Source organism: Streptomyces herbicida (genome assembly GCF_032656585.1).
Lineage (GTDB): Bacteria > Actinomycetota > Actinomycetes > Streptomycetales > Streptomycetaceae > Streptomyces > Streptomyces herbicida.
Map to the genome: position 1 here is coordinate 54433 of NZ_JAUYWJ010000021.1, position 22035 is coordinate 76467.

Genomic DNA, 22035 nt, shown 5'->3' on the forward strand with positions numbered 1-22035 from the left:
TGCACCAGTGCTCCGCAATGCGGCGGTACTGCGGCGGTCAAGGCCCGATCCACGGCGGAGAGGAAGCCTTCTCCATACGAACGACTTGCTGATGCCGAAGGCCTTTGTCCCCACCGGTGCGGCCGCCGAGTTCGAGATCGAAGAGGGGCCGCGGCCCAGAGGCATCGTCGGTGCGACTCGCCAAACACGCGAAACGGCACTCTGGCCACACCTCAAGAGGTTTCTGCCGTCGCCGCGGCCGGGCAGAGTGCCGACGACGACGGGTCGTGTCATGTGCTCCGCTACGACGAGTAGGCCGGGGAAGTGACCGAGATCCTGCTGTCGACGGAGCCGAAACTCACGGGGCGCCAGATTCTGCAGATTCACGAGGGCTTGCTGCCGTTCGCTACCAAGAACGGCTGGATCGAAGGCTGACGAAGAGCAGATGGATGAGGGGCCTGAAGCCGTTCATGGCCTCAGGCCCCTCCTCTTCATGTCCGCTCATGACGTGACATGGCAACCGGGACGCATTCCGGAATGCCGATGGTCCCGGTGGGGGGTAGGGACACCGGCTCTCTCACCATCTCCAGCCGTGGCCGCCGCCGCTGTGGAACAGGAACAGCACAGCGGTGGTCACGACGAGGTACTGGGTGAGGCGACCTTGGCGGAACATGGCCGACAGCGCGCATGCGTAAGCCGCGTACCAGGGCATCACCCACGGCGCCGTGAGGATCCATGCGAAGGCGAGCACGAACGGGACGGCGGCTACAGCGGGAGTGCCCGCCGGAACGTGGCGACGGAGTACGGACGCAACCGCGAGCATCAGGAAAGGCCACAGGAAACCAATACTGGTCGATATCACACCCTGTCCCAGCCATGTGGCGGCGAACTGATCGAAGAAAGCCCACACCGAGGGTATGGAAACCTGATGTGAAGCGGCAGAGAGCGGGGCCAAGGCGTGCAGACCGTACACGCTGTAGAGGGCGATCAGGATCAGCACGGTGGCCAATATCTGCCGGACAGCCCGTCGCCAGGCGCCTGAACGCAGCATCGGCCAAACCAGCCCAACACTGAGCAGAAGCGTACTGATCTTGATGCAGGATGCCAGGCCGATCAACCCGCCGGCGATCAGATCGTGATGCCCTCGGACAGTTGCCCGGCTGACGAGGCGGATGGCGCAGACAGCCAGGCAGGCGACGACGGTGTCCAGATGCCCACCCGCGACGAGCACACCGATCAGAAGAGGATTGGCAATCCACAGAAGAGTGGCACGGACGGGGTCGTCGGCAGTGCGGGTCAGAAGGTATCCGGTGCCCAGGAACGCTGCCACGTTCACCAGCATCAGCACCCATATCGTCAGCCCCGGCTGGTCACCGCCGACGAACGCGGCAGCAGACTGCAACCACGTCGCGACCGGTCCGTACACAGACGGTGTGTTCCGCCACGCGGCACCGACCAGCTCGGCGTAGCCGCCCCCCAACTTGGCGGGCGTCATCAAATAAGGATCACCACCGAGTGCGGTGATCCGGCCGTATGCGGCGTAACTGGCCGTATCGGAAGAACCGACCGGTGTGAAATTGACCAAAAGGAGTGCAGCAAGGGCGCCGACGCGGAACAGGAATCTGACGTCGGGACTCCATCCCCGTCTATGGGCGTGCAGCATCCCGAGCGTTGCGAGACATGACAGGAGTATTGCTGTGACTGTGGCCGCCTCGGAGAGGATGCCTGACATGGCGGGTATTCGAAAGGGGGTGATCGCTTCCCTGAGGGTATTGTTGTTGGGCGCACTTGCGCCGACCAGCCCGTATAGAGCGACACTCACCCCCCACATCCACAAGGCCGCCCGCGGTCGAGGCTCCGCAGCGGTCGCCGGTGCCCGGCAGGGCGCTGTCCGGATCGCACCCGCAGAACGTGAGGACCGTTCATTGTCGGTAGCAGTCAAAGTCACTCTTTGAGTCGGTGTCGGGTCGGCGATCGAGCCGCGAGCTTGACAGGGTCGCCTCCAGTGCCCGAGCTGTTGGGGTTCAGCTTGCAGGGCCCAGGCCGGAGCCTGCAACAGTCCCCGCCCTTGACACTATGGCGTCATCTCTCCGACCGATCCTCTTCTCGGTCGGAGAGATGACGCGCAATTAGGGATTTCCAACGGTTGGGGCTACCGCGGTCGAAGGCCAAGTCCGGTCTTGGCGATGAGCCCCTGGATACCTTCGCTGACCTCCGCCGTCATCCTTCAAATCCGCCCCGGCCTGATTCAGTCCCCATGAATGGCTGATTAAGCCCCCATGTATAATGACTTGTCCCTGGGCAGGGCTAACCCTGTTCGATCGCGGCGCGTTGTCCTCGGCGAACCCCGTGGCCATCCGCCGGGTCCGGGTGCTCCAGGACGCGGCGCCCATGGCCTCCACGGTCGCGTACCGGACCGTGGCGAGTCCGTCGCGTCGGCCGACGTTCCGTGCGCCTCCCTCCGCCCGGAAGCCGGGCAGCTTGGCCACCGAGTCGGCGAGGCGATCGCATCGGAGTAGTCCGTGTTGTCGGGCACCACCGGTTTCACGGCCGGATCCAGCGGCGTACGGAACTTCATTCGGTTCAGTCCGCGCCGGGGCACCACGAGAAGACAGGGCTGCCGGTACCGGGAACCGACCACGGCGAATGCCGCTGCCGTGTTTGCGGCGGACGCTACGACCAGGACCGGCGGATGGCTGGGCAGTCTCCCGAGGACGGCGTACGCCTCGAGTTCCTTGAACGTCGCGGACTCCAGGAAGGCTCCGCTTTCCGGCCAGTAGCCGTTGAAGGCCACCCAGGGATTCGGCAGGGCGGGACGAGCGGAGAGTTCCTGGCCCTGATACACGACCGTGCGTCCCGCGGTGGGGTGGATGCGGGCGACCGGAAGCCAGTCCCGGTGACGGAACAGCCCCTCGGTGTGGGAGGCGGGCGTGAATTCCTTCGCCGCCTATCGGGTCGTTCTTCCCTTTTCCAAGTCCCTCTTACGGATCGGCACGAATACACATACGGAGAGCTGTCGTTTCCGCTGCTTCGTCCTTCGTCGCCGCAGGCATGATGACTCACGGACAGCGCACGGCCGAGGCGTCCGTACGATGCGCCAACCACCACTCCTTCCGCGCGGCAACCACCGAGCGCTGTGGGCCGCACGAAAAGAGCCGACCGGCCCGGGATCTCGCCCCGGGCCGGCCGGCTCGGCGGTCGTGCGGCTGCGGCGTGCTGTTACTGCGCCATCTCGTACGCGCCGGACAGTGCCTCGACGCGCTCCCAGACCCGTGCCGAACGTGCCTCGTCGATGACGGGACGCCGGACCGCGCCGAGTGCCCAGCGCTGCTGCGCCTCCGTGGCGGAGTCCTTGCCGTGCAGTTCGACGGCGTGCCCGGAGAAGTCGCGGACCAGCACCGAGAACAGCTCGTCGAGCACCGACTCGTCCAGTCCGGTCAGGCGGGCCTGTTCCAGGATCAGCTGCCCGTGCACCACCAGCGCGAACAACTGGCCCACCGAGAGAAGGAAGTCGAGGTCGCGGCTCTGCTGCTCATCGGGGGCGACGGTGGCCACGAACTCGCACAGGGCGTCTGCCTGCTCGCGGAAGCGGGCGACGTTCGGCACGTCGGCGAACGCGTCGTAGGCGGCGCGCCAGTCGTGGAAGCGTACGGAACCCAGACCGCGGGCCGGTCCCTGCCGGAACAGGAAGTCGTCGTCGGCGGCGTCGAGCCGGGTCGGCACGGCGGGGTACTCCACCGGCTCGAGCAGATGGTTGCGCATGAACTTGAGGATCAGCGCGAGGTTGACGTGCACCGTGCCCTCGAGCTTGGGCAGCCCCCGGATCTCGACCGCGGCCTGGGCGAAGTAGTTGTCCTTCTCGAAGCCCTTGGCGGCGATGACGTCCCACATCAGGTCGATGACCTTCTCGCCCTCCGTGGTCACCTTCATCTTCGTCATCGGGTTGAAGAGCAGGTAGCGGCGGTCGTCGGGGCCGGCCGAGCGGAAGTAGTCGACGGCGCGGTCGCTGAACAGCTTCATGCCGACGAGACGGACGTACGCGTCGGCCAGCTCCCGGCGCACATGCGGGAAGGCAGTGACGGGGCGGCCGTAGAGGATGCGGTTGTGCGCGTGGGTGACGGCCTCGTACATCGCGTGCTCGCAGATGCCGATCGAGGCGGTGCAGAGGTTGAACTTGCCGACGTTGACCGTGTTCAGGGCCGCGTCGAAGGCGGCGCGGCCGGTGTGCAGGACGTCCTCGGGGGCGACCGGGTAGTTCTCCAGCCGGAACTCGCTGACGTACTTGGAGGAGTCGACGACGTTCTTCACCAGGTGGTACGCCGGGTGGCGGCTGTCGGCGGCGAAGAAGACGTACCCGTCGGGACCCTCGATGTCGGTGCGGCGGCCGAAGACGGAGACGAGTCCGGCGGCGTTGCCGTTGCCGATGTAGTACTTGGAGCCGGTGGCCCGGAAGCCGCCGTCGCCGTCGGGCTCCAGCAGCATGTCGGTGGAGTAGATGTCGGCGCCGTGGGTCTTCTCGGACAGTCCGAAGGCGAAGACCTCACCCTGGGACAGGAGTTCCGCGGCACGGTCGCGAGCCGCGGCGTTGTCGCTCTGCCAGACCGGGCCGAGCCCGAGGATCGTCACCTGCCACGCGTACCAGTAGTCGAGGCCGTAGAACCCGAATATCTCGTTGAGGGCGGCGATCCGGGCGGTGTCCCAGCGCTGGTCCTGCCGGCCGGCGGACGCGGCGGAGGCCGGGGTGAGGAAGGTGGCGAACAGGCCCTCCTTCGCGGCGAAGGCGAGGAAGTCGCCCAGCCAGGCGCGGGAGCGGTAGTCCTCGATCAGCTTCCGCTTGCCGCGCTCCTCGAACCAGTCGACGGTGGCGCGCAGCAGCCTGCGGGTCTCGGGGTCGAAGTGCGCCGGGTCGTAGGTGTGCGGGTTGAAGAGCAGGGGGTCGGCCATGGGAGGTCCACCTTCTGAGGGGTCGGGGGCAGGGGTCGGTCGAACGTGGTTCAGGCGAAGGGCGGAGGCGTGCCGCCGAGGCGGTGGAGGGTGGCGAGGACGTCGTCGAGCCAGGCGACCGTCATACGCTCGTAGGCGATGCCGCCGCGCAGCACGACGTGCTGCAGTTCCTGACCGGCGTCGAGCGGTGCGGGGGCGTCCGGCCCGGTGAAGTCGCGCAGTTCCCCGGCGAGGTAGTGCGCGAGCCGGTCGCTGTGCACCTGGTGGTGCCGCTCGACCTCGTGGATGAGCGCGGCGGGGTCGTCGAAGGCCGCGCCGCGGATCTTCACGGCGAGTTCGTGACGGATGCTCTCGGGCTCGATCGGCTCGTGCAGCCACCGGGAGAGAGCCGTGCGGCCGGGGCCGGCGACGGAGTACTCCCTCTTGTCCGGCCGGCCCTGCTGCGGCACCTCGCGGACGGCGAGCAGGCCGTCGCTCTCCATGCGCTTGAGAACGCGGTAGATCTGCTGGTGCGTGGCGGTCCAGAAGTAGCCGATGGACCGGTCGAACCGCCGGGCCAGCTCATAGCCGGAGCCCGGCTTCTCCAGCAGGGAGACGAGGATCGCGTGCTCGAGCGCCATACCCTTGATCCTTCTATGCAACTCGTTGCATAGACAAGAGCCGCCGCACGCGTGAGACACGGCTCACCCGCGCGGCAGGTGCTGCCGGCCGATCTCACCACGACGGTCCTGACGCCGACCTTGACGGTCCTGGCTCTGTCGCTGCTCGCGGTGACATCCGTGTCGGCGCTGCCGGCCAGGAGGGCCCGAGCGGGGTGAGGTCGGCGAGGGCCTCGCGTCAGGAGGCGCGGACGGCATCGTGGTCGCCGGTCGCGAGGTGGGTGTCGCCGATCCGGATCAGGGCCACGGCCTCCAGGCAGGGCACGCCCAGCTCCCGCAGGATGGCGAGCGCGTTGCGGGAGCCCAGCAGGGCGTGCGCATGGCGGCCGAGGTGGGGGTAGGCGTAGGCGATGCTGTCCCAGGTGGTGGCCTGGCCGTAGCGGTCGCCGAGCTCTTGGAGCATGGTCAGCGCTTCGAGGCACTCCGGTCCCCCCACCCTTGCCCCGACTCTTCGTCACGGTCGGCGTCACCAGGAGTTGTGAATGCCGCCCCGCGGCCGTCGGGACGTCAGCCCAGTTCCGCCTCCAGCCACTTCAGGACCTCGGGCGTGACTGGGTCGGTGATGTCGGCGAACTCCTCGTGCTTCAGCAGGAACTTGGCCACGTAGGGGCAGACCGGCACGATGCGCTTGCCCAGTGCGCGCACGTCGGTGAGCGCCTGCTGGACCAGCTGCCCGGCCAGGCCCTGCCCGGCGTAGGCGTCGTCGACTTCGGTGTGGAAGAAGACGCGCTGCTCACCGCGGTCGCGGTAGGCGGTCAGGCCGGCGCGTTCGCCGTCGACCTTGATCTCGTAGCGGTGCCGGGCGTCCACGCGCTCGACGGTCGGTGCCGTGGAAGGCTGGTTCATCGCGATTCCCTTCGAATGTGGATCATGGTCAGCCGCGCGGCGGGTTGCCGCGCGGTGCGAGGGTGGCGTTCGGCAGGGCGGGGGCGGGCAGCCGGTCACCGGGGTATCCCGCGACGGCTCCGAAACGGTCGGAGGCGTTCTCCCATTCCTCTCTGGCCCGGACGATGTCCTCGTGAGTGCGGCCGATGAAGTTCCACCACATGACGATCTGCTCCTCGAACGGGGTGCCGCCGAGCAGGACCGTGCGAGCGGGCTCGTCCGACTCGTTGACGAGGGTTAGCGTCTCGGTTCCGGGGTGGATGTAGCCCAGCTCGGCGGGGCGCAGCGCGGTACCGGCCGCGCGGACGTCCCCGTGGTCGACGAGGAGGCCGTGTTCGAAGCCGGGGTCCACCGCGAGCGTGATCACCGCATGCGGTTCGAGGGTGATCTCGGCTCCGAGGAGGGGCGTGAAGGTGCGTACTGGCGAGACGGCTCCGGCGAGGGCGCCCAGGAAGACCCTGACCTCGGCGCCGTCGATCCGCACCGGCTCGGGCACGTAGTGCTGGAAGTCCCGCTCGGCGTAGCGGTGCTCGCCGGGCAGGGCCACCCAGAGCTGCACGCCGTGCAGGACGGCGGTCCGCGGGGTGGAGACCTCGGAGTGGCTGATGCCGTACCCGCCCGTCATGAGGTTCAGCTCGCCGGGCCGTACGTACGCATGGCTGCCGAGGCTGTCCCGGTGCTCGATCTCGCCGCTGAACAGCCAGCTCACGGTCTGCAGCCCGGTGTGCGGATGCGGGGCGACCTCCATGCCGCCGGTCCGGGCGACGTCGTCCGGGCCGTAGTGGTCGGCGAAGCACCAGGCGCCGATCAGGGGCCGGGCCCGCTGTGGCAATGTGCGGCGCACGGTCATCGCCCGGGGGCCGCCCAGGGGCACGTCACGCGGGGTGAGTACGTCGACCTTCCACTCATCACCGACCTTCGACTCACCGACCTTCGCCCCATCGACCTGCGAACCATCGACCCTCGCCCCGTCGCCCCTCGACCCGTCGATCATCGCCGCGTCGGCCTCGCCCATCGGGACCACCTCCCAGAGTCATGATAGTTTCGAATTCAACAATATGGACTCAGAGATTATGCCCGAGGGAGCCCCAGATTGAGCAGCAGCCCCACACCCGGGCCGGCGGCCCGGCGGATCTTCGTCGACAAGCAGAGCCCCAAGCCGTACCACGCCCTGCTGCAGACGTCCGAGGCGGTCCGCACCACCGCGGCCGAGGCGGACCTGGACCGCATCGTCGTGGAGCTGATCAACCTCCGCGTGTCACAGATCAACGGCTGCGCCTACTGCCTGGACGTCCACACCCGGGCCGCCCTGCGCGCCGGTGAGACGACGCGCCGCCTGGGGGTGCTGGCGGCTTGGCGGGACACCGAGGTGTTCACCCCGCTGGAGCGCGCCGCGCTCGCCCTGGCCGAGGCGACCACCGAACCGTCCGACGCCGTCGCCCAGGAGGCCGCGTACACGGCCGCGCGGGAGGTGCCCACCGACGACCAGATATCCGCCGTGATCTGGGTGGCGGTCACGATCAACGCGTTCAACCGGGTCTCGATCATGAGCAAGCACCCGGTGCAATGACGCGGCGCGCCCATCGGCTCAGCGAAGGGCCACGAGGGTCGGTTCGAGGACCCGGTGGAAGGTCGGACAGATGAAGATCATGTGCTGGAGCCGCTCGACCGGCACCTCCGCTTGCACGGCGACATCCAGCGCGTACAGCAGCTCGCCCCCGGGCGGCCCCGCCACGGTCGCGCCGACCAGGACGCCCCGGTCGGCGTCCTCGACCGGCTTGGCGAAGCCCTCTCCGCCCGGCCTGCCGAGGATGTCCCGGACGGCGAGCTGCTCCTGGTACATCGACACATGGGCGAAGGCGCACGGCCGGTGACATCGCCCACCGCCCACAGGCCGTTCGCGGCGCGCAGCCGGCCGTCGGTGGGGACCACGCCGGCCGTCGGGTCGAGTCCGACCGTCTCGTGCCCAGGCCGGCGAGTTCGCTGTGCCGTCCGGTGGCGACGAGCAGCCGCTCGGCACGCACGGGCTCCGGCGCGCCGTCCAGTGGCGCACCGTACGCACGACGGGAAGCCGCGCCCGCTGCTGAAGCGGCCGGGAGCCCGCCGGCTCAGCCCCACTGGGTCGTCGTCCGCCGGACCACGTTCTGCAACTCGGCCATGGCGGCCTGGAAATCGGCCCGGTCCGCGCTCCGGAAGCGCCGGAAGTACCAGTTCGGAACGCGTGTGTTGTGCTGCCGCGACTGGAAGATCACGTCCTGCACCTGCCGGGCCAGCCCCAGCAGACGGTCGCTCTCACCGCGCTCCGCGACCGCGCGGTCCAGCAGGGCCAGCACGCGTTCGCGCTCCGCCGCCACGTTCCACTGCGTACGGCAGGTGTCCAGCCCCATCATCACCGCGGCCAGCGAGGGCACGTACCACTGCAGCGCCAGGTCCAGCACGCTCAGGCCCACGACCACGCCGACCACCAGCCCCGCCGCAAGCCAGGTCAGCACGAACGCCAGCAGGACCCGGGCGTACCGGCGCCGGACCCGGGCTCCCCAGCCGAGGTTCTGCTGCTGACAGGCCAGCACGTCATACGGGCGCGGCAGATCGGGCACCTCGTAGTAGTCGCGCAGCTCCTGCTCGTCGCCCCGGAAGCGCCGGCTGAGACTGCTGACCTGCTGCGCGCCGGGCGGCGCACCGACCAGGACGTCGTTCCACGGCAGGTCGTAGAGCCGTACGTCGAACAGTTCCTGGAGCAGCGCCGCTCGCCGGGCCGCGCCGTCCTCCCAGGAGGTGAGGCCGACGGAGTACGCGACGGCCCAGACCCCGCCGAGCACGGTCACCGGTACCGCCCATGACGGCCTGACCGTGCTGACGAGACCGGCGGCCGCCAGGAGGACGGAGATGCCCATCCGCACATTGGCCAGGCGTACGGCCTGGGCGTGGGAGACGGACATGGCGCGCAGCCGCTGCATCGCCCCGGTGGTGTTCTGCTCGGTCAGTATCGAGGACCCGTCCCCCGACCCGTTGCTCATGACGCCCCCCGCCGTCCGGCACCGTTCCCTCACTGTGCCGCCCCGGGCAAAGGGTGTCCATAGGGCCCTCGGCCGCCCACGGGCAGGTTCCGCTCCGGCCGGATGCAACATACTCACAGCCGGAACAAGCCCGTTTCCCGTCCGACCGACCATCGGAGCCACGACATGTACGTGCGGCGCGTCGTACCCAATCTCCAGTCGACCGCGTTGCCGCAGAACGCGGAGTTCTACGGAGTGCTGGGCTTCGAGGAGGTGATGAACCACGGCTGGATCGTGACGCTGGCCTCCGCCGAGAACCCCACGGTGCAGCTGAGCCTGATGAGCGAGGACCGGACGGCTCCCCTCGCGCCCGACCTGAGCATCGAGGTCGAGGACGTCGAGGCGGCGTACGCGGCGATGCGCGAGCGCGGCGCGGAGATCGTGCATCCGCTCACCGACGAGGAGTGGGGCGTACGCCGCTTCTTCGTGCGGGACCCCGACGGCCGCGTGGTCAATGTGCTCGGCCATCGCCGATGAGGACCTGTGCTGGACGGGCTCCCGGCGAACCGTGAGACTGGACGGACCCGACGCCACGCCCCAGGACGGTGACCATGGATCAGGACATCCCACGCGTCGAACTCACCGAGCGGGCCGCCGACCTGGTGCGCCGGCTGCGCGCCTCCCACGGGCCGCTGATGTTCCACCAGTCGGGCGGCTGCTGCGACGGCAGCGCGCCCATGTGCTACCCGGACGGCGAGTTCCGCACCGGTGGCTCCGATGTGCTGCTGGCCGAGCTGGAGGTCGACGGCGTCGACGAGCCGGTCACGTTCTGGATGTCGCGGAGCCAGTACGAGGCCTGGAGCCACACGCGGCTGATCGTGGACGTGGTTCCCGGCCGAGGCAGCGGTTTCTCGCTGGAAGCACCCGAGGGGGTACGTTTTCTCACCCGTTCTCGTGTCGTAGAGGTCTAGCCACCCCGGCGGAAACCGCGTTCTGGTGCACTTCCCCTGAGTCCTGGAAGAGTTGACGAGACTTCAGGGGGCGAAGTGACACGTCGTCACAAGCATTTGGCCGCTGGAAGAACGGTACTGACGGTCCTCACGGTATTCGGTGTGCTGGCCGGTGCGGCCCTGACGGGGGCAGCACCGGCCGACGCCGTTCAGAAGACCGTCCCGATCGCGCAGGGCGTCTCCTACGAACAGTTCGACATCGCGGCCGCCAAGGGTGTGACCCACGCCCATGTGCTGCTCGTCGACCTGCGCGATACGCATGTACACCTCGACCTGCTGTACCCGGGCGCGGTGGCCGCCCGCGCCCCCGTCTCGAAGCTCGCGAACTCCGCGGGCGCGGTCGGGGGCGTCAACGGCGACTTCTTCAACATCACCGAGACCCAGCACCCGGGCGTCGAGGCGACGGGCGCGAGCGTGGGACCGGCGATCGCCAACCGGCACGTGCTCAAGGCGGCGGTGCCGACCGGGCAGCGGTTCGGGCCCTCGCTGCCGCCTGGCACGAACACCAGGGAGGTCTTCGGCGTGGGCGTCGACCGGCGCGCCCGCCTGGACCGGCTCACCCTGCTCGGGACCGTCGCCACGGCCGAGGGCCTGCTGCCGCTCGGCGGGCTCAACCAGTACGCGCTGCCGGTGGGTTCCGTCGGCGCGTACACCGCGCGGTGGGGCAGCGTCTCCCGGATCCGCGCCACCTGCGGCACCGACACCGACCGGGCCGCCGCGTGCAGTACGGACACCTACGAGGTGACGGTGCGCGGCGGCCGGGTCGTGTCGGCCTCCGGCACCCCGGGCAGCGGGCCCATCGAGGTGGGCAGCACGGTTCTGGTGGGCCGGGAGGCGGGCGCCCAGCAGCTGCGCAAGCTGTCCATCGGCGAGCAGGTGCGCGTGCGGACCCGGCTGTTGCCGTCCGCGTCCAGGACCCCCTACCGCTTCGCCCTCGGTGGCTATCCGGTCCTGCGCAACGGGCAGCCGCTGGCCGGTCTCGACAACGCCTCCGCGGCCGTGCGCACCGCCGTGGGCTTCGCGTCCGGCGGACGACAGCTGGTGCTGTTCGCGCTGGACGGGGCGCCCGCCTACCGCAGCGGCCTGACGATCGCCGAAGTCGCCCACCAGATGCGGAAGTTGGGATCGACCGACGCATTCAGCCTGGACGGCGGCGGGTCGACGACGCTGGTCGCCCGCGCACCGGGCGCGAGCGCCGTGTCGGTACGCAACCACCCCAGCGGCGGCGCCGAGCGCCCCGTACCGAACGGCATCGGGGTCTTCTCGGCGCCGTGACTCAGGGCCGCAGGCTGCTCACGAGGTCCGCGGTCGCGGTGAGCCCGTTGCTGATGGTGGGCGCCATGCTCGTGCTCGCCAGGTAGAAGCCGAGCAGCATGCAGACCAGAGCGTGGGAGATCTTCAGTGCGCCGTTGCGCATGAAGATCACGGCCAGGATCAGGAGCAGCAGTACCACAGAGATGGAAACGGCCATCGTGAACCTCCTCCGCCACGCCCGTTTCGCGGCGTTCGGCCGCAAGTGTGGCGTAGCGGAGGGTTCATCCGGGCGGCTGACGTGTCCTCCGATCGTGTGGTGTCGTCCGGCCGTGTGCGATCGGGCGGTGGATGTCAGGCGGTGGGACGGGCGTCCAGGAACGCCTCCAGGCCCGCGAGGTCGTCCGTGTTGAAGTAGTCGACGTCCGCGGCGAGGAGCTCCGTCCACAGCGCGTCCCGCGCCGGACCGGCCGCGTCGGGTGTGGCCCAGAACCGGACCCGCTGCCCGTGTGCGTGCGCGGCCCGGATGGTGCTCCGCAGCTTCTGGCGCTCGGCTTCCGGGAACGGACCGTCGCCCAGCCAGGTGAAGTTGAGGGTCCAGTTGTCGGAGATCAGCGGGATGAAGGAGGCCGGCGCCGCGGTGCCGAGGTCGGTGAGCCGGCCGTCGTAGAAGGCCCGGCGCACGGACTGGGCCTCCATCGGAACACGGGCGGCGCGGTCGCCGGAGATCACGGCGGTGATCGGGCCGGGGCGCACGCGTCCGTACGCGAACGTCGTGAACAGGTGCTTGTAGCGCTGGAGGTGGCGGTCGAGCTCGAGGTAGGTCGACGAGCCCTCGGTCTTTATGTCGATGAGGAGCTGCAGGGGCCTGCGCCAACCCCGGTAGACGGAGCCGTGGTTGGCCTTGATCCGGGCGGCCAGCGGGTCGAGGTAGAGGGATTCGAGCGTGCGGGTCGGGTCGAGCTCGGAGGCGTCGTGGGCAACGAGGAGCTGCTCGCCGACGAGGAAGATGTCGGCCTCGACGCTGCCGAAGCGGTGGTCGAGGGCGTCGAACAGGGGGCGCGGGTGCTCGTAGTCGTTGTGGGCGTGGGCGCGCCACAGCGGACGCGGGCCGCGGTGGCCGCCGCCCGCCCAGGCCTGCGCGGCGGGCAGCGCGAGAGTGCCCGCGAGGGTGGCGCCGAGGGTGGTGAGGGCTCTGCGACGGGTGGTGAGGGCCATGCTCTGCCTCCCTTGTAGGGCCGTATGGGACCGAAGGGAGTATGCGTTCGATCCGCGCCCAAGTAGCCCTCTCCTGCGGGGAGTTGGCCGGACCGCCGCCCTCTGTTCACTTGTGCGCGAAGAGGCCCGCCCCAGGTGGGCGGGCCTTTCGGTGGTGCGGTCAGGGTGCCTGGAGGTCGACCAGTTCGGCCAAGGCCTCGCGGTGGGCGCCCGCGGTGCCGTAGGCGATCGAGTCGGCCTTCGCCCGCTTGAGGTAGAGGTGGATCGGGTGCTCCCAGGTCATGCCGATACCGGCGTGCAGCTGGAGCGCCTCCTCGGCGGCGTGCACGGCGATGCCCGACGCATAGGCCTGGGCGACGGCCACCGCGATGTCGGTGTCCGCGCCGGTGGAGGCACCTGCCTGCTCGAGCGGAGCCGAGAGCTTGGGGGACAGTGCGTCGGCCGCGTTCCGGGCCGCGGCCCGGAGATTGACCACCTCCAGCCACAGCTGGGCCAGCCGGTGCTTGAGCGCCTGGAAGCCGCCGACCTGCCGGTTGAACTGCTTGCGCTCCTTCAGATACCGGACCGTCTCGGTCAGCGCCCAGTCCGCGACGCCGAGTTGCTCGGAGGCGAGCAGCCCGGCTCCCGCCCGCAGGGCTCGTCGTACCGCGGGTTCCGCGTCGCCCAGGCGGCGTCCGGCGACCCCGTCGAGGGTGACGGTGGCGACCGGCCGGGTCAGGTCCAGGGAGATCTGCGGGGTGACCGTGACGGCGTCCGTGCCGACCGCGTACAGCCCGCCGTCGGCACCCGGCACCAGCAGCACGTCGGCCGCGTCCGCGTCCGCGATCCCGGTCAGCTCGCCGTGCAGCCGGCCGTCTTCGACGCGTACGGTCCTGATGGCGGCGCCCGGCGCGGTGTGCAGGGCGACGGCAAGGGCGCCGATGGTCCGGCCCGAGGCGAGCCGGCCGAGCAGATCCTCGTCTCCGCAGGCCAGCAGCGCCTCGGTGGCCACGACCGCGCTGGTGAGATACGGGACGGGAGCCACTGCGCGGCCCAACTCCTCCAGGATCACGGCGGCTTCGCGATGCGAGGCGCCCTGGCCGCCCTGTTCCTCCGGAACCAGGAGTCCGGCCAGGCCCATGCCTTCGGCGAGCGCCTTCCACAGGGCGAGGTCGTGCGGGGCGGCCGACTCGGTGCGGGCGATGACACCCGCCGCGTCGCAGTGGTCCGTGAGCAGGTCGCGGACGGCGGCGCGCAGCGCCTCTTCCTCCTCGGAGTAGAGAAGATCCGGCTGTGTGCTCATCGGGCGAGGTCCTTCCAGGCGACGTCCTTGTCGGTGCGCGGCTCGGCGGGCAGGCCCAGGACGCGCTCGGCGACGATGTTCAGCAGGACCTCGCTGGTCCCGCCCTCGATGCTGTTGCCCTTGGAGCGGAGGTAGCGGTAGCCGGCGTCACGGCCGACGAAGTCCACCAGTTCGGGGCGGCGCATGGTCCAGTCGTCGTACAGCAGGCCCTCTTCGCCGCGCAGTTCCACCTCCAGGCCGCTGATCTCCTGGTTGAGGCGGGCGAAAGCGAGCTTCATGCCGGCGCCCTCGGGGCCGGGCTGGCCGACGGTGAGCTGCTGGCGCAGCCGTTCGCCGGTGAGCCGGACCACCTCGGCCTCGACCCACAGCTTGAGCAGGCGCTGGTGCACGTCATGGGTGCGCAGCTCGGGGCGCTCGCGCCAGGTCTTGGAGACCGGGCCGATCATGCCGCCCTCGCGGGGCAGCCGCATGCCGCCGATCGCGACGCGTTCGTTGTTCAGCGTGGTCTGCGCGACCCGCCAGCCGTCGCCGACCTCGCCGAGGCGGCGGGAGTCGGGGATGCGGACGTCCGTGAGGAAGACCTCGTTGAACTCGGCCTCGCCGGTGATCTGCCGCAGCGGCCGCACCTCGACGCCCGGGTCGGTCATGTCGCAGATGAAGTAGGTGATGCCCGCGTGCTTGGGCACATCCGGGTCGGTGCGGGCGATGAGGATGGCCCAGCGGGCGATGTGAGCGCTGGAGGTCCACACCTTCTGCCCGTTGACCACCCAGTCTCCCCCACTCTCGGCTTCGCTCGAGCGGGAGGGACCCCCATCCTCGCGGACCGCGCGGGTGCCGAGCGCGGCCAGGTCGGAGCCGGCGCCCGGCTCGCTGAACAGCTGGCACCAGACCTCCTCGCCCGTCCACAGGGGCCTGAGGTACTGCCGCTTCTGCTCCTCGGTGCCGTAGCGCAGGATCGTCGGCGCGGCCATGCCGAGGCCGATGCCGATGCGCCGCGGGTCGTTGTCGGGGGCGCCCGCGGCCTCCAGCTTCGCGTCCACGACGGCCTGGAGGGCGCGCGGGGCCCCGAGGCCGCCGAGGCCCTCGGGGTAGTGCACCCAGGCGAGCCCCGCGTCGAAGCGGGCCCTCAGGAAGTCCACGCGGCCGGTCGTCGCGGGCGGGTGCGCGGCCAGCAACTCCGCCGTTCGGCGTTCGAGTTCGACTGGGTCGGTCATGCGGCTGCTCCGTTCTCCAGCGACGGTACGACGGCGACCCGGCCGGTGGTGACACCGTCGGCGACCCGCTGTACGGCGGCCGCGGCCCCGTCCAGCGGCACGCGCTCGCTCACCAGCGGCCTGATCGCGCCCCGGGCGGCCAGCTCGGTGAGCTGCTCGTGACAGTGCTGGACCAGCTTCGGGTTCTTGGTGTTGTAGAGGCCCCAGTGCAGGCCGAGGATCGAGTAGTTCTTCACCAGGGCATGGTTGAGTCCCGGGCTGGGGACGGTGCCGCCGGCGAAGCCCACGACCACGATCCTGCCCTCGAAGGCGACGACCTTGGTGGACTGCGTGTACGCCTCTCCGCCGACCGGGTCGTAGATCACATCGGCGCCGCGGCCGCCGGTGGCCTCCTTCACCGCGGCGACGACGTCCTCCGCGCGCCGGTCGATCACCACGTCGCAGCCCAGATCACGGGCGACGGCGGCCTTGTCCGGGCCGCCCACGACACCGATGACCTTGGCGCCGGCCGCCTTGCCGAGCTGCACGGCCGCGCTGCCGACCCCTCCCGCGGCGGCGTGCACGAGCAGGGTCTCGCCGGCCTCCAGACCGGCCCGGCGGTGCAGGCCGAACCAGCCCGTCTGGTAGCCGATGTGCAGCGCGGCGGCCTCCGCGTCGTCGAGGGAGTCGGGTGCCGGCAGCATCGCGGCGGCGTCGGCGACGGTGTACTCGGCGAAACCGCCGTACGGCAGCGCCGGGTTGGCGATCACCCGGCGGCCGTCCTCGGTCTCGCCGCAGATCTCCACCCCGGGAGTGAACGGGAGCGGCGGCCGCACCTGGTAGTGGCCGCGGCACATCAGCACGTCCGGGAAGTTGATGTTGGCGGCACGCACCTTCAGCAGAACCTGACCGTCGGCGGGCGTGGGCCGCTCCACCTCCTGGAGCCGCATCACCTCGCTCGGCTCGCCGTTCTCGTGCACTTGCCATGCCTGCATGCGGTGCCTCCACGGGACTGCTTCGTCTGACCGGGGTCGACCGCATACTAAGCGGTCGCTTGCCCATCAGGGAACAGTCTCGCGCGTCACGTGCTTTCGCGTCGCGGGCGCGAGGGGCGCGCCCTGACATGCATCCGCTCGCCCTGCGGTCCGAACAGGCTCAGGAATTCCACGGGTCCCTCCCCCGTCGAGCCGAACCAGTGCGGCACCCGCGTGTCGAACTCGGCGGCCTCCCCCGCGGTGAGCACCACATCGTGCTCCCCGAGCACCAGCCGCAGTCTGCCGGACAGGACGTACAGCCACTCGTACCCCTCATGGGTCCGCGGATCGGGCTCCAGCACCCGCTGCGGCTCCAGCACCTTGAACGCCTGGAGCCCGCCCGGCTGCCGGGTGAGCGGCCAGTGGGTGCGCCCGCACCGCACGATCGGCTTGGCCCGCACCCGGGGATCGCCGACCGGCGGGGCGCCCACCAGTTCGTCCAGCGGCACCTGATGGGCCTGCGCGATCGGCAGCAGCAGCTCCAGGCTGGGTTTGCGCAGGCCGGACTCCAGCCGCGAGAGGGTGCTGACGGAGATGCCGGTCGCCTCGGACAGCCCGGCGAGGGTCACCTCCCGCTCCTTGCGGAGCCGCCGCAGTCTGGGGCCCACGTCGGCGAGAACGTCGTCGGTGGTCATGGATTCATTGCAGTTTCGGCAAACATATTTGTCAATGCGGCAGCGGCGGAGCGACCGTCTCGGTGGAGGTGGTCACCATGACCGAGAACACCGATCACTGCGTAGAGAACACCGATCACTACGAAGTCGTCGTCGTCGGAGGCGGCGCGGCCGGCCTGTCCGCCGCGCTCGTCCTGGGCCGCGCCCGGCGCCGCACACTGGTCGTCGACGCGGGCGAGCCGCGCAACGCGCCCGCCGCGCACATGCAGGGATATCTCTCGCGGGACGGCATGTCACCGGCCGAGTTCCTCGCCGTCGGGCGGGAGGAGATCGCGCGGTACGGCGTGGAGCTGGTCCGGGACCGGGCTGTGGACGTCCGACGGGACGGGGACTTCACGGTGGCCCTGGCGAGCGGCCGCGGTGTCCGGGCCCGGCAGCTGGTCGTCGCGACGGGGCTCAAGGACGAGCTGCCACCGGTCAAGGGCCTGGCCGAGCGATTCGGACGGGATGTGGTGCACTGCCCGTACTGCCACGGCTGGGAGGTGCGCGACCGCGCGTTCGGGGTGCTCGCCACGACCCCGATGAGCGTGCACCAGGCGCTGATGGTGACCCAGTGGTCCAAGGACGTGACCCTCTTCCTGCACCGGGTCGCCGGGTCGGAGCTCGCCGAGGACGACCTGCGCAGGCTGGCGGCGGCCGGGGTCGCCGTGGTGCCGGGCGAGGTGGCGGAGGTGATGGCCGGCGAGGACCGGCTCACCGGGGTCCGGCTCACGGACGGCACGGTGTACGACCGCGAGGTGCTGTTCGTGGCGCCGCGTGCCGTACCACGGACGGACCTCCTGGCCCGGCTGGGCGCCGAGCTGCGCGAGACGCCGTTCGGCACGTACCCGGTGATCGACGAGCGCGGCCTGACGACCGTTCCCGGCCTGTGGGCGGCGGGCAACGCGAGCGGCTTCGCCGAGCAGGTGGTGAACGCGGCCAGCCGGGGCCACCGGGCCGGGGCGGCGATCAACGGGGAGCTGCTCTTCGCCGACCTCGAGGCGTCCGTACGGGTGTAGTCCCGGCGCCTTCGTTGCACCATGGCTGCATGCTGCTGACCCGGCTCGCCCAAGTGTCCCGGGAGGTCGCCGCCACCGCGGCACGGTCCCGGAAGACCGCCCTGCTCGCGGAGCTGTTCCGGGACGCGGAGGCGGACGACGTGCCGATCGTCATCCCGTATCTGGCGGGACGGCTGCCGCAGGGGCGGCTCGGCATCGGCTGGAAGGTGCTGAGCCGGAAGGTCCCGCCTGCCGCGGAGCCCTCGCTCACGGTGCGCGAGGCCGACGCCCGGCTCACCGAGCTCGGCAAGGTCTCCGGGCCCGGCTCCCAGGCGGAACGGGCCCGGCTGGTCGGCGAGTTGATGGGTGCGGCCACCGAGGACGAGCAGCGTTTCCTGTTCGGACTGATCACCGGCGAGGTGCGCCAGGGCGCCCTGGACGCCGTGGCCGTGGAGGGATTGGCCGCGGCGACGGGCGCGGACGCGGCGGACGTACGCCGGGCGGTGATGCTCGCCGGTTCGCTCCAGACGGTGGCCCGGGCCCTGCTGGCCGAGGGCCCGGCGGCCCTGGACCGGTTCCGGCTCACGGTCGGCCGCCCGGTGCTGCCGATGCTGGCGCAGACCGCCTCCTCGGTGGCGGAGGCGGTCGGGAAGCTGGGCGCGTGCGCGGTGGAGGAGAAGCTGGACGGTATCCGTGTCCAGGTCCACCGGGACGGCGACACGGTTCGGGTCCACACCCGCACCCTCGACGACATCACCGACCGGCTGCCCGAGGTGACCTCCGCGGCCCTGGAGCTGACCGGCGACCGGTTCATCCTGGACGGCGAGGTGATCTCCTTCGACGCGGACGGGCGGCCCCGCTCCTTCCAGGAGACCGCGGGGCGGGTCGGCTCCCGCGTGGACGTCGCGAAGGCCGCCGAGGAGGTCCCCGTCTCCCCCGTGTTCTTCGACGTCCTGGCGGTCGACGGCCGCGATCTGCTCGACCTGCCGTTCACACAGCGGCACGCGGAGCTGGCCCGGCTGGTGCCCGAGCCGATGCGGGTGCGGCGGACTGTGGTGTCCGGACCACAGGAGGTGACGGGGGCGGAGGAGTTCCTGGCCGAGACGCTCGGGCGCGGCCACGAGGGAGTCGTGGTCAAGGCTCTGGACGCCCCCTACAGCGCGGGCCGGCGCGGGGCCTCCTGGCTGAAGGTCAAGCCGGTGCACACCCTCGACCTGGTCGTCCTGGCCGCCGAGTGGGGTCACGGCCGCCGCACGGGCAAGCTGTCCAACCTCCACCTGGGCGCCCGCAACCCGGACGGCACCTTTGCCATGCTCGGCAAGACCTTCAAGGGCATGACGGACGCCATGCTCACCTGGCAGACCGAACGTCTCCAGGAGCTGGCCGTCCAGGACGACGGCTGGGTGGTGACCGTACGCCCCGAACTCGTCGTCGAGATCGCGTACGACGGTCTCCAGCGCTCCTCCCGCTACCCGGCCGGTGTCACCCTCCGCTTCGCCCGGGTCGTCCGCTACCGCGAGGACAAGCGAGCGGAGGAGGCGGACACGGTCGAAACGCTGCTGGCCGCGCACCCGGAGGTGAGGGCTTGAAGGAGAACCGGAGGTGAGGGCTTGAAAGAGAAGAGAAGCGCCGGTCTGCTCCTGTTCCGGCACACCGGCAACGGCCTCGAGGTGTTGCTCGGCCACATGGGCGGCCCCTACTTCGCCAAGAAGGACGCCGGGGCGTGGACCGTCCCCAAGGGCGAGTACGAACCGGACGAGCCCGCCTGGGACGCGGCTCGCCGTGAGTTCCAGGAGGAACTCGGCGTGCCTCCGCCCGACGGGGAGGCCGTGCCGCTGGGCGAGGTCAGACAGACCAACGGCAAGATCGTCACGGCGTGGGCGGTCGAGGCCGACCTGGACCCGGAGTCGATCGAGCCCGGCACCTTCACCATGGAGTGGCCGCCGAGGTCGGGGCGGGTCCAGGAGTTCCCCGAACTGGACCGGGTGGAGTGGTTCGGTCTGGACCTTGCCCGGGGGGTGATGGTCACGGCGCAGGCCGCGTTCCTCGACCGGCTGGCGGAGCACTCGGCCGAGTAGACGATGCACGCGTTGCGGTCGTCGGCGACGCGCGGGAAGGTCGAAGCAAGCCCGCTCCCAGGGAGGTCAGCCATGCCCATCGCGACGGTCAACCCGGCGAACGGCGAGACGCTCAAGACGTACGAGGCCATGGGCGAGGAGGAGCTCGAGCGTCGGCTCCAGCTCGCCGAGGCGACGTTCCGCACGTACCGGATGAGCCGCTTCGTGGACCGTGGGCGCCTTCTCCTCCAGGCCGCCAATCTCCTGGACGAGGACCAGCGGGACATCGGCCGGATCATGACCACCGAGATGGGCAAGCCGGTCAAACAGGCCCGGGCGGAGGCCGCCAAGTGCGCCAGGGCGATGCGCTGGTACGCGGAGCACGCCGAGGCGCTGCTCGCCGACGAGGAGCCCGCGGAGTCCGATGTGACGGACTCCGGGGCGTCCCGGGTCCGGGTGCGCTACCGGCCGCTCGGGCCGGTGCTCGCCGTGATGCCGTGGAACTTCCCGCTGTGGCAGGTGATCCGCTTCGCGGCGCCGGCCCTGATGGCCGGCAACGTGGGCCTGCTCAAGCACGCCTCCAACGTCCCGCAGACCGCCCTGTATCTGGAGGACCTCTTCCACCGGGCCGGCTTCACCGAGGGATGCTTCCAGACCCTGCTGATCGGCTCCGGGGCGGTCGACGGCATCCTGCGCGACGAGCGCGTCAAGGCCGCCACCCTCACCGGCAGCGAACCCGCCGGGCGGGCGGTCGCCTCCACTGCCGGGGACATGGTCAAGAAGACGGTGCTGGAGCTGGGCGGCAGCGACCCGTTCGTCGTCATGCCGTCCGCCGACCTCGACCGGGCGGCCCAGGTCGCGGTCACCGCCCGGGTGCAGAACAACGGTCAGTCCTGCATCGCCGCCAAGCGGTTCATCGTCCACACGGACGTCTACGACGCCTTCGCGGAGCGGTTCGTCGCGGGCATGAAGGCGCTCAAGGTCGGCGACCCGCTGCAGGAGGACACCGAGGTCGGACCGCTCGCCAGTGAGCAGGGGCGGGCCGACCTGGAGGAACTGGTCGACGACGCGAAACGCAGCGGGGCGGCCGTGCTGTGCGGTGGGCGACGCCCGGACTGGCCCGGCTGGTACTACCCGCCGACCGTCCTCGCCGGGATCACCCGCGAGATGCGGATCCATCGCGAAGAGGCGTTCGGGCCGGTCGCCACGCTGTACCGGGCGGGCGACCTGGACGAGGCCGTGCTGATCGCCAACGACTCGCCGTTCGGCCTGAGTTCGAATGTGTGGACGCGCGACGAGGCCGAGACGGAGCGGTTCGCACGGGATCTGGAGGCGGGTGCCGTGTATGTCAACGGGATGACCGCGTCCCATCCGGCGTTTCCGTTCGGCGGGGTCAAGCGGTCCGGGTACGGGCGTGAGCTGTCCGGGCACGGGATCCGCGAGTTCTGCAACATCACCACTGTTTGGCAGGGTGCGTGACGTTTCCGCGGCTACGATCCCGTCTGTGAACCGCGAAGTGACTCTGCCTCTGATCGTCGACGACCGCGGTACCTTGCAGGTGGCCGCGGCCGACGTGAGCAAGCTGCTCCGCACGGTGGGCGGAAGGTGGCTGCACCTTGTCGAGGCCGGGCAGGAGGGGCTGGACGAGAACACCGTTGCCGCGCTGACCATCGAGCTGGCGAAGCTCGCCGATCGCATCGACGTGGCGTGCATCGCACACAGCAGCGGGGCGCCGTAGGGACTCGGTCCAGTGCGTGAGCCGGTGGCTTGTCGCGCCGCGGACGATCAGCCGGACGAGCCCGTTGACCTGCGGTTCCGGGGCCGGGAGTGCTCAACCGCCCCTTACCCGTCGTCCCCGATTCGGAGTAATCCGGCG

At 70.4% G+C, this 22035-nt stretch carries 23 protein-coding genes; 9 read left to right on the plus strand and 14 right to left on the minus strand.

Annotated elements, in window-relative coordinates:
- Nucleotides 1-556: 556 nt before the first annotated feature.
- From Q8A52_RS35495 to Q8A52_RS35520, 6 genes are all read right to left on the minus strand, one after another.
- Nucleotides 557-1801: a putative hexosyltransferase gene (locus Q8A52_RS35495; RefSeq protein ID WP_316759057.1), complete on the minus strand. Its 1245-nt coding sequence runs from the start codon at nucleotides 1799-1801 to the stop codon at nucleotides 557-559.
- Nucleotides 1802-3198: 1397 nt separating this feature from the next.
- Nucleotides 3199-4923 carry an acyl-CoA dehydrogenase family protein gene (locus Q8A52_RS35500; protein ID WP_316759060.1) on the minus strand — a complete coding sequence of 575 codons (1725 nt, stop codon included), beginning with the start codon at nucleotides 4921-4923 and terminating at the stop codon, nucleotides 3199-3201.
- A 50-nt stretch (nucleotides 4924-4973) separates the two neighbouring features.
- The gene (locus Q8A52_RS35505; RefSeq protein WP_316759062.1) at nucleotides 4974-5543 is read right to left on the minus strand and encodes a PadR family transcriptional regulator; all 570 of its coding nucleotides are present in this window, start codon (nucleotides 5541-5543) and stop codon (nucleotides 4974-4976) included.
- A gap of 217 nt (nucleotides 5544-5760) precedes the next feature.
- On the minus strand, nucleotides 5761-6018 hold the full coding sequence (locus Q8A52_RS35510; protein ID WP_316759064.1) for a hypothetical protein: 258 nt from the start codon (nucleotides 6016-6018) through the stop codon (nucleotides 5761-5763).
- 71 nt (nucleotides 6019-6089) lie between these two features.
- The gene (locus Q8A52_RS35515) at nucleotides 6090-6428 is read right to left on the minus strand and encodes a GNAT family N-acetyltransferase (protein WP_316759067.1); all 339 of its coding nucleotides are present in this window, start codon (nucleotides 6426-6428) and stop codon (nucleotides 6090-6092) included.
- A 28-nt stretch (nucleotides 6429-6456) separates the two neighbouring features.
- Nucleotides 6457-7482 carry a pirin family protein gene (locus tag Q8A52_RS35520; protein WP_316759070.1) on the minus strand — a complete coding sequence of 342 codons (1026 nt, stop codon included), beginning with the start codon at nucleotides 7480-7482 and terminating at the stop codon, nucleotides 6457-6459.
- 78 nt (nucleotides 7483-7560) lie between these two features.
- Between Q8A52_RS35520 and Q8A52_RS35525 the strand changes: the two genes are divergently transcribed.
- Nucleotides 7561-8037 carry a carboxymuconolactone decarboxylase family protein gene (locus Q8A52_RS35525; protein ID WP_316759074.1) on the plus strand — a complete coding sequence of 159 codons (477 nt, stop codon included), beginning with the start codon at nucleotides 7561-7563 and terminating at the stop codon, nucleotides 8035-8037.
- An 18-nt stretch (nucleotides 8038-8055) separates the two neighbouring features.
- On the opposite strand, the gene Q8A52_RS35530 is transcribed toward Q8A52_RS35525, so the two are convergent.
- Both Q8A52_RS35530 and Q8A52_RS35535 read right to left on the minus strand, forming a co-directional pair.
- A complete protein-coding gene (locus Q8A52_RS35530) occupies nucleotides 8056-8310 on the minus strand; it encodes a hypothetical protein (RefSeq protein ID WP_316759077.1) in 255 nt (84 codons plus the stop codon).
- A 265-nt stretch (nucleotides 8311-8575) separates the two neighbouring features.
- On the minus strand, nucleotides 8576-9484 hold the full coding sequence (locus tag Q8A52_RS35535) for an S-4TM family putative pore-forming effector (protein WP_316759079.1): 909 nt from the start codon (nucleotides 9482-9484) through the stop codon (nucleotides 8576-8578).
- Nucleotides 9485-9649: 165 nt separating this feature from the next.
- On the opposite strand from Q8A52_RS35535, the gene Q8A52_RS35540 reads away from it, so the two are divergent.
- The 3 genes from Q8A52_RS35540 (at nucleotide 9650) to Q8A52_RS35550 (ending at nucleotide 11748) form a co-directional block, all read left to right on the plus strand.
- Nucleotides 9650-10000, plus strand: a complete 351-nt coding sequence (locus tag Q8A52_RS35540; protein WP_316759081.1) for a VOC family protein — start codon at nucleotides 9650-9652, stop codon at nucleotides 9998-10000.
- Between the two features lie 74 nt (nucleotides 10001-10074).
- Nucleotides 10075-10434, plus strand: a complete 360-nt coding sequence (locus tag Q8A52_RS35545; RefSeq protein WP_316759084.1) for a DUF779 domain-containing protein — start codon at nucleotides 10075-10077, stop codon at nucleotides 10432-10434.
- A gap of 141 nt (nucleotides 10435-10575) precedes the next feature.
- Nucleotides 10576-11748: a phosphodiester glycosidase family protein gene (locus tag Q8A52_RS35550; RefSeq protein ID WP_408649308.1), complete on the plus strand. Its 1173-nt coding sequence runs from the start codon at nucleotides 10576-10578 to the stop codon at nucleotides 11746-11748.
- Between the two features lies 1 nt (nucleotide 11749).
- Here Q8A52_RS35550 and Q8A52_RS35555 read toward each other — a convergent pair whose 3' ends face one another.
- The 6 genes from Q8A52_RS35555 to Q8A52_RS35580 form a co-directional block, all read right to left on the minus strand.
- Entirely contained in the window at nucleotides 11750-11944 is a 195-nt protein-coding gene (locus Q8A52_RS35555; RefSeq protein WP_316759088.1) for a hypothetical protein, read from the minus strand.
- 134 nt (nucleotides 11945-12078) lie between these two features.
- Entirely contained in the window at nucleotides 12079-12942 is an 864-nt protein-coding gene (locus Q8A52_RS35560) for a phosphatidylinositol-specific phospholipase C/glycerophosphodiester phosphodiesterase family protein (protein ID WP_316759092.1), read from the minus strand.
- 160 nt (nucleotides 12943-13102) lie between these two features.
- Nucleotides 13103-14224 (minus strand): acyl-CoA dehydrogenase family protein, encoded by a 1122-nt coding sequence (locus tag Q8A52_RS35565; RefSeq protein ID WP_316759094.1) that lies wholly within the window; start codon nucleotides 14222-14224, stop codon nucleotides 13103-13105.
- Nucleotides 14221-15438: an acyl-CoA dehydrogenase family protein gene (locus Q8A52_RS35570; RefSeq protein ID WP_316759096.1), complete on the minus strand. Its 1218-nt coding sequence runs from the start codon at nucleotides 15436-15438 to the stop codon at nucleotides 14221-14223. The genes Q8A52_RS35565 and Q8A52_RS35570 overlap by 4 nt, the downstream gene beginning before the upstream one ends.
- Nucleotides 15435-16412, minus strand: a complete 978-nt coding sequence (locus Q8A52_RS35575; RefSeq protein ID WP_316759098.1) for an NADPH:quinone oxidoreductase family protein — start codon at nucleotides 16410-16412, stop codon at nucleotides 15435-15437. The genes Q8A52_RS35570 and Q8A52_RS35575 overlap by 4 nt, the downstream gene beginning before the upstream one ends.
- Before the next feature lie 86 nt (nucleotides 16413-16498).
- Nucleotides 16499-17086, minus strand: a complete 588-nt coding sequence (locus Q8A52_RS35580) for a helix-turn-helix domain-containing protein (protein ID WP_316759103.1) — start codon at nucleotides 17084-17086, stop codon at nucleotides 16499-16501.
- Nucleotides 17087-17163: 77 nt separating this feature from the next.
- On the opposite strand from Q8A52_RS35580, the gene Q8A52_RS35585 reads away from it, so the two are divergent.
- From Q8A52_RS35585 to Q8A52_RS35605, 5 genes are all read left to right on the plus strand, one after another.
- Nucleotides 17164-18123, plus strand: a complete 960-nt coding sequence (locus tag Q8A52_RS35585) for an NAD(P)/FAD-dependent oxidoreductase (RefSeq protein ID WP_316759105.1) — start codon at nucleotides 17164-17166, stop codon at nucleotides 18121-18123.
- A gap of 29 nt (nucleotides 18124-18152) precedes the next feature.
- Complete coding sequence (locus Q8A52_RS35590; protein ID WP_316759107.1) at nucleotides 18153-19691, plus strand: ATP-dependent DNA ligase; 1539 nt, start codon at nucleotides 18153-18155, stop codon at nucleotides 19689-19691.
- A gap of 21 nt (nucleotides 19692-19712) precedes the next feature.
- A complete protein-coding gene (locus Q8A52_RS35595) occupies nucleotides 19713-20180 on the plus strand; it encodes an NUDIX domain-containing protein (RefSeq protein WP_316759110.1) in 468 nt (155 codons plus the stop codon).
- 72 nt (nucleotides 20181-20252) lie between these two features.
- Complete coding sequence (locus Q8A52_RS35600) at nucleotides 20253-21638, plus strand: NADP-dependent succinic semialdehyde dehydrogenase (RefSeq protein ID WP_316759112.1); 1386 nt, start codon at nucleotides 20253-20255, stop codon at nucleotides 21636-21638.
- Nucleotides 21639-21663: 25 nt separating this feature from the next.
- Complete coding sequence (locus Q8A52_RS35605; protein ID WP_316759114.1) at nucleotides 21664-21897, plus strand: DUF6213 family protein; 234 nt, start codon at nucleotides 21664-21666, stop codon at nucleotides 21895-21897.
- Nucleotides 21898-22035 lie beyond the last annotated feature (138 nt).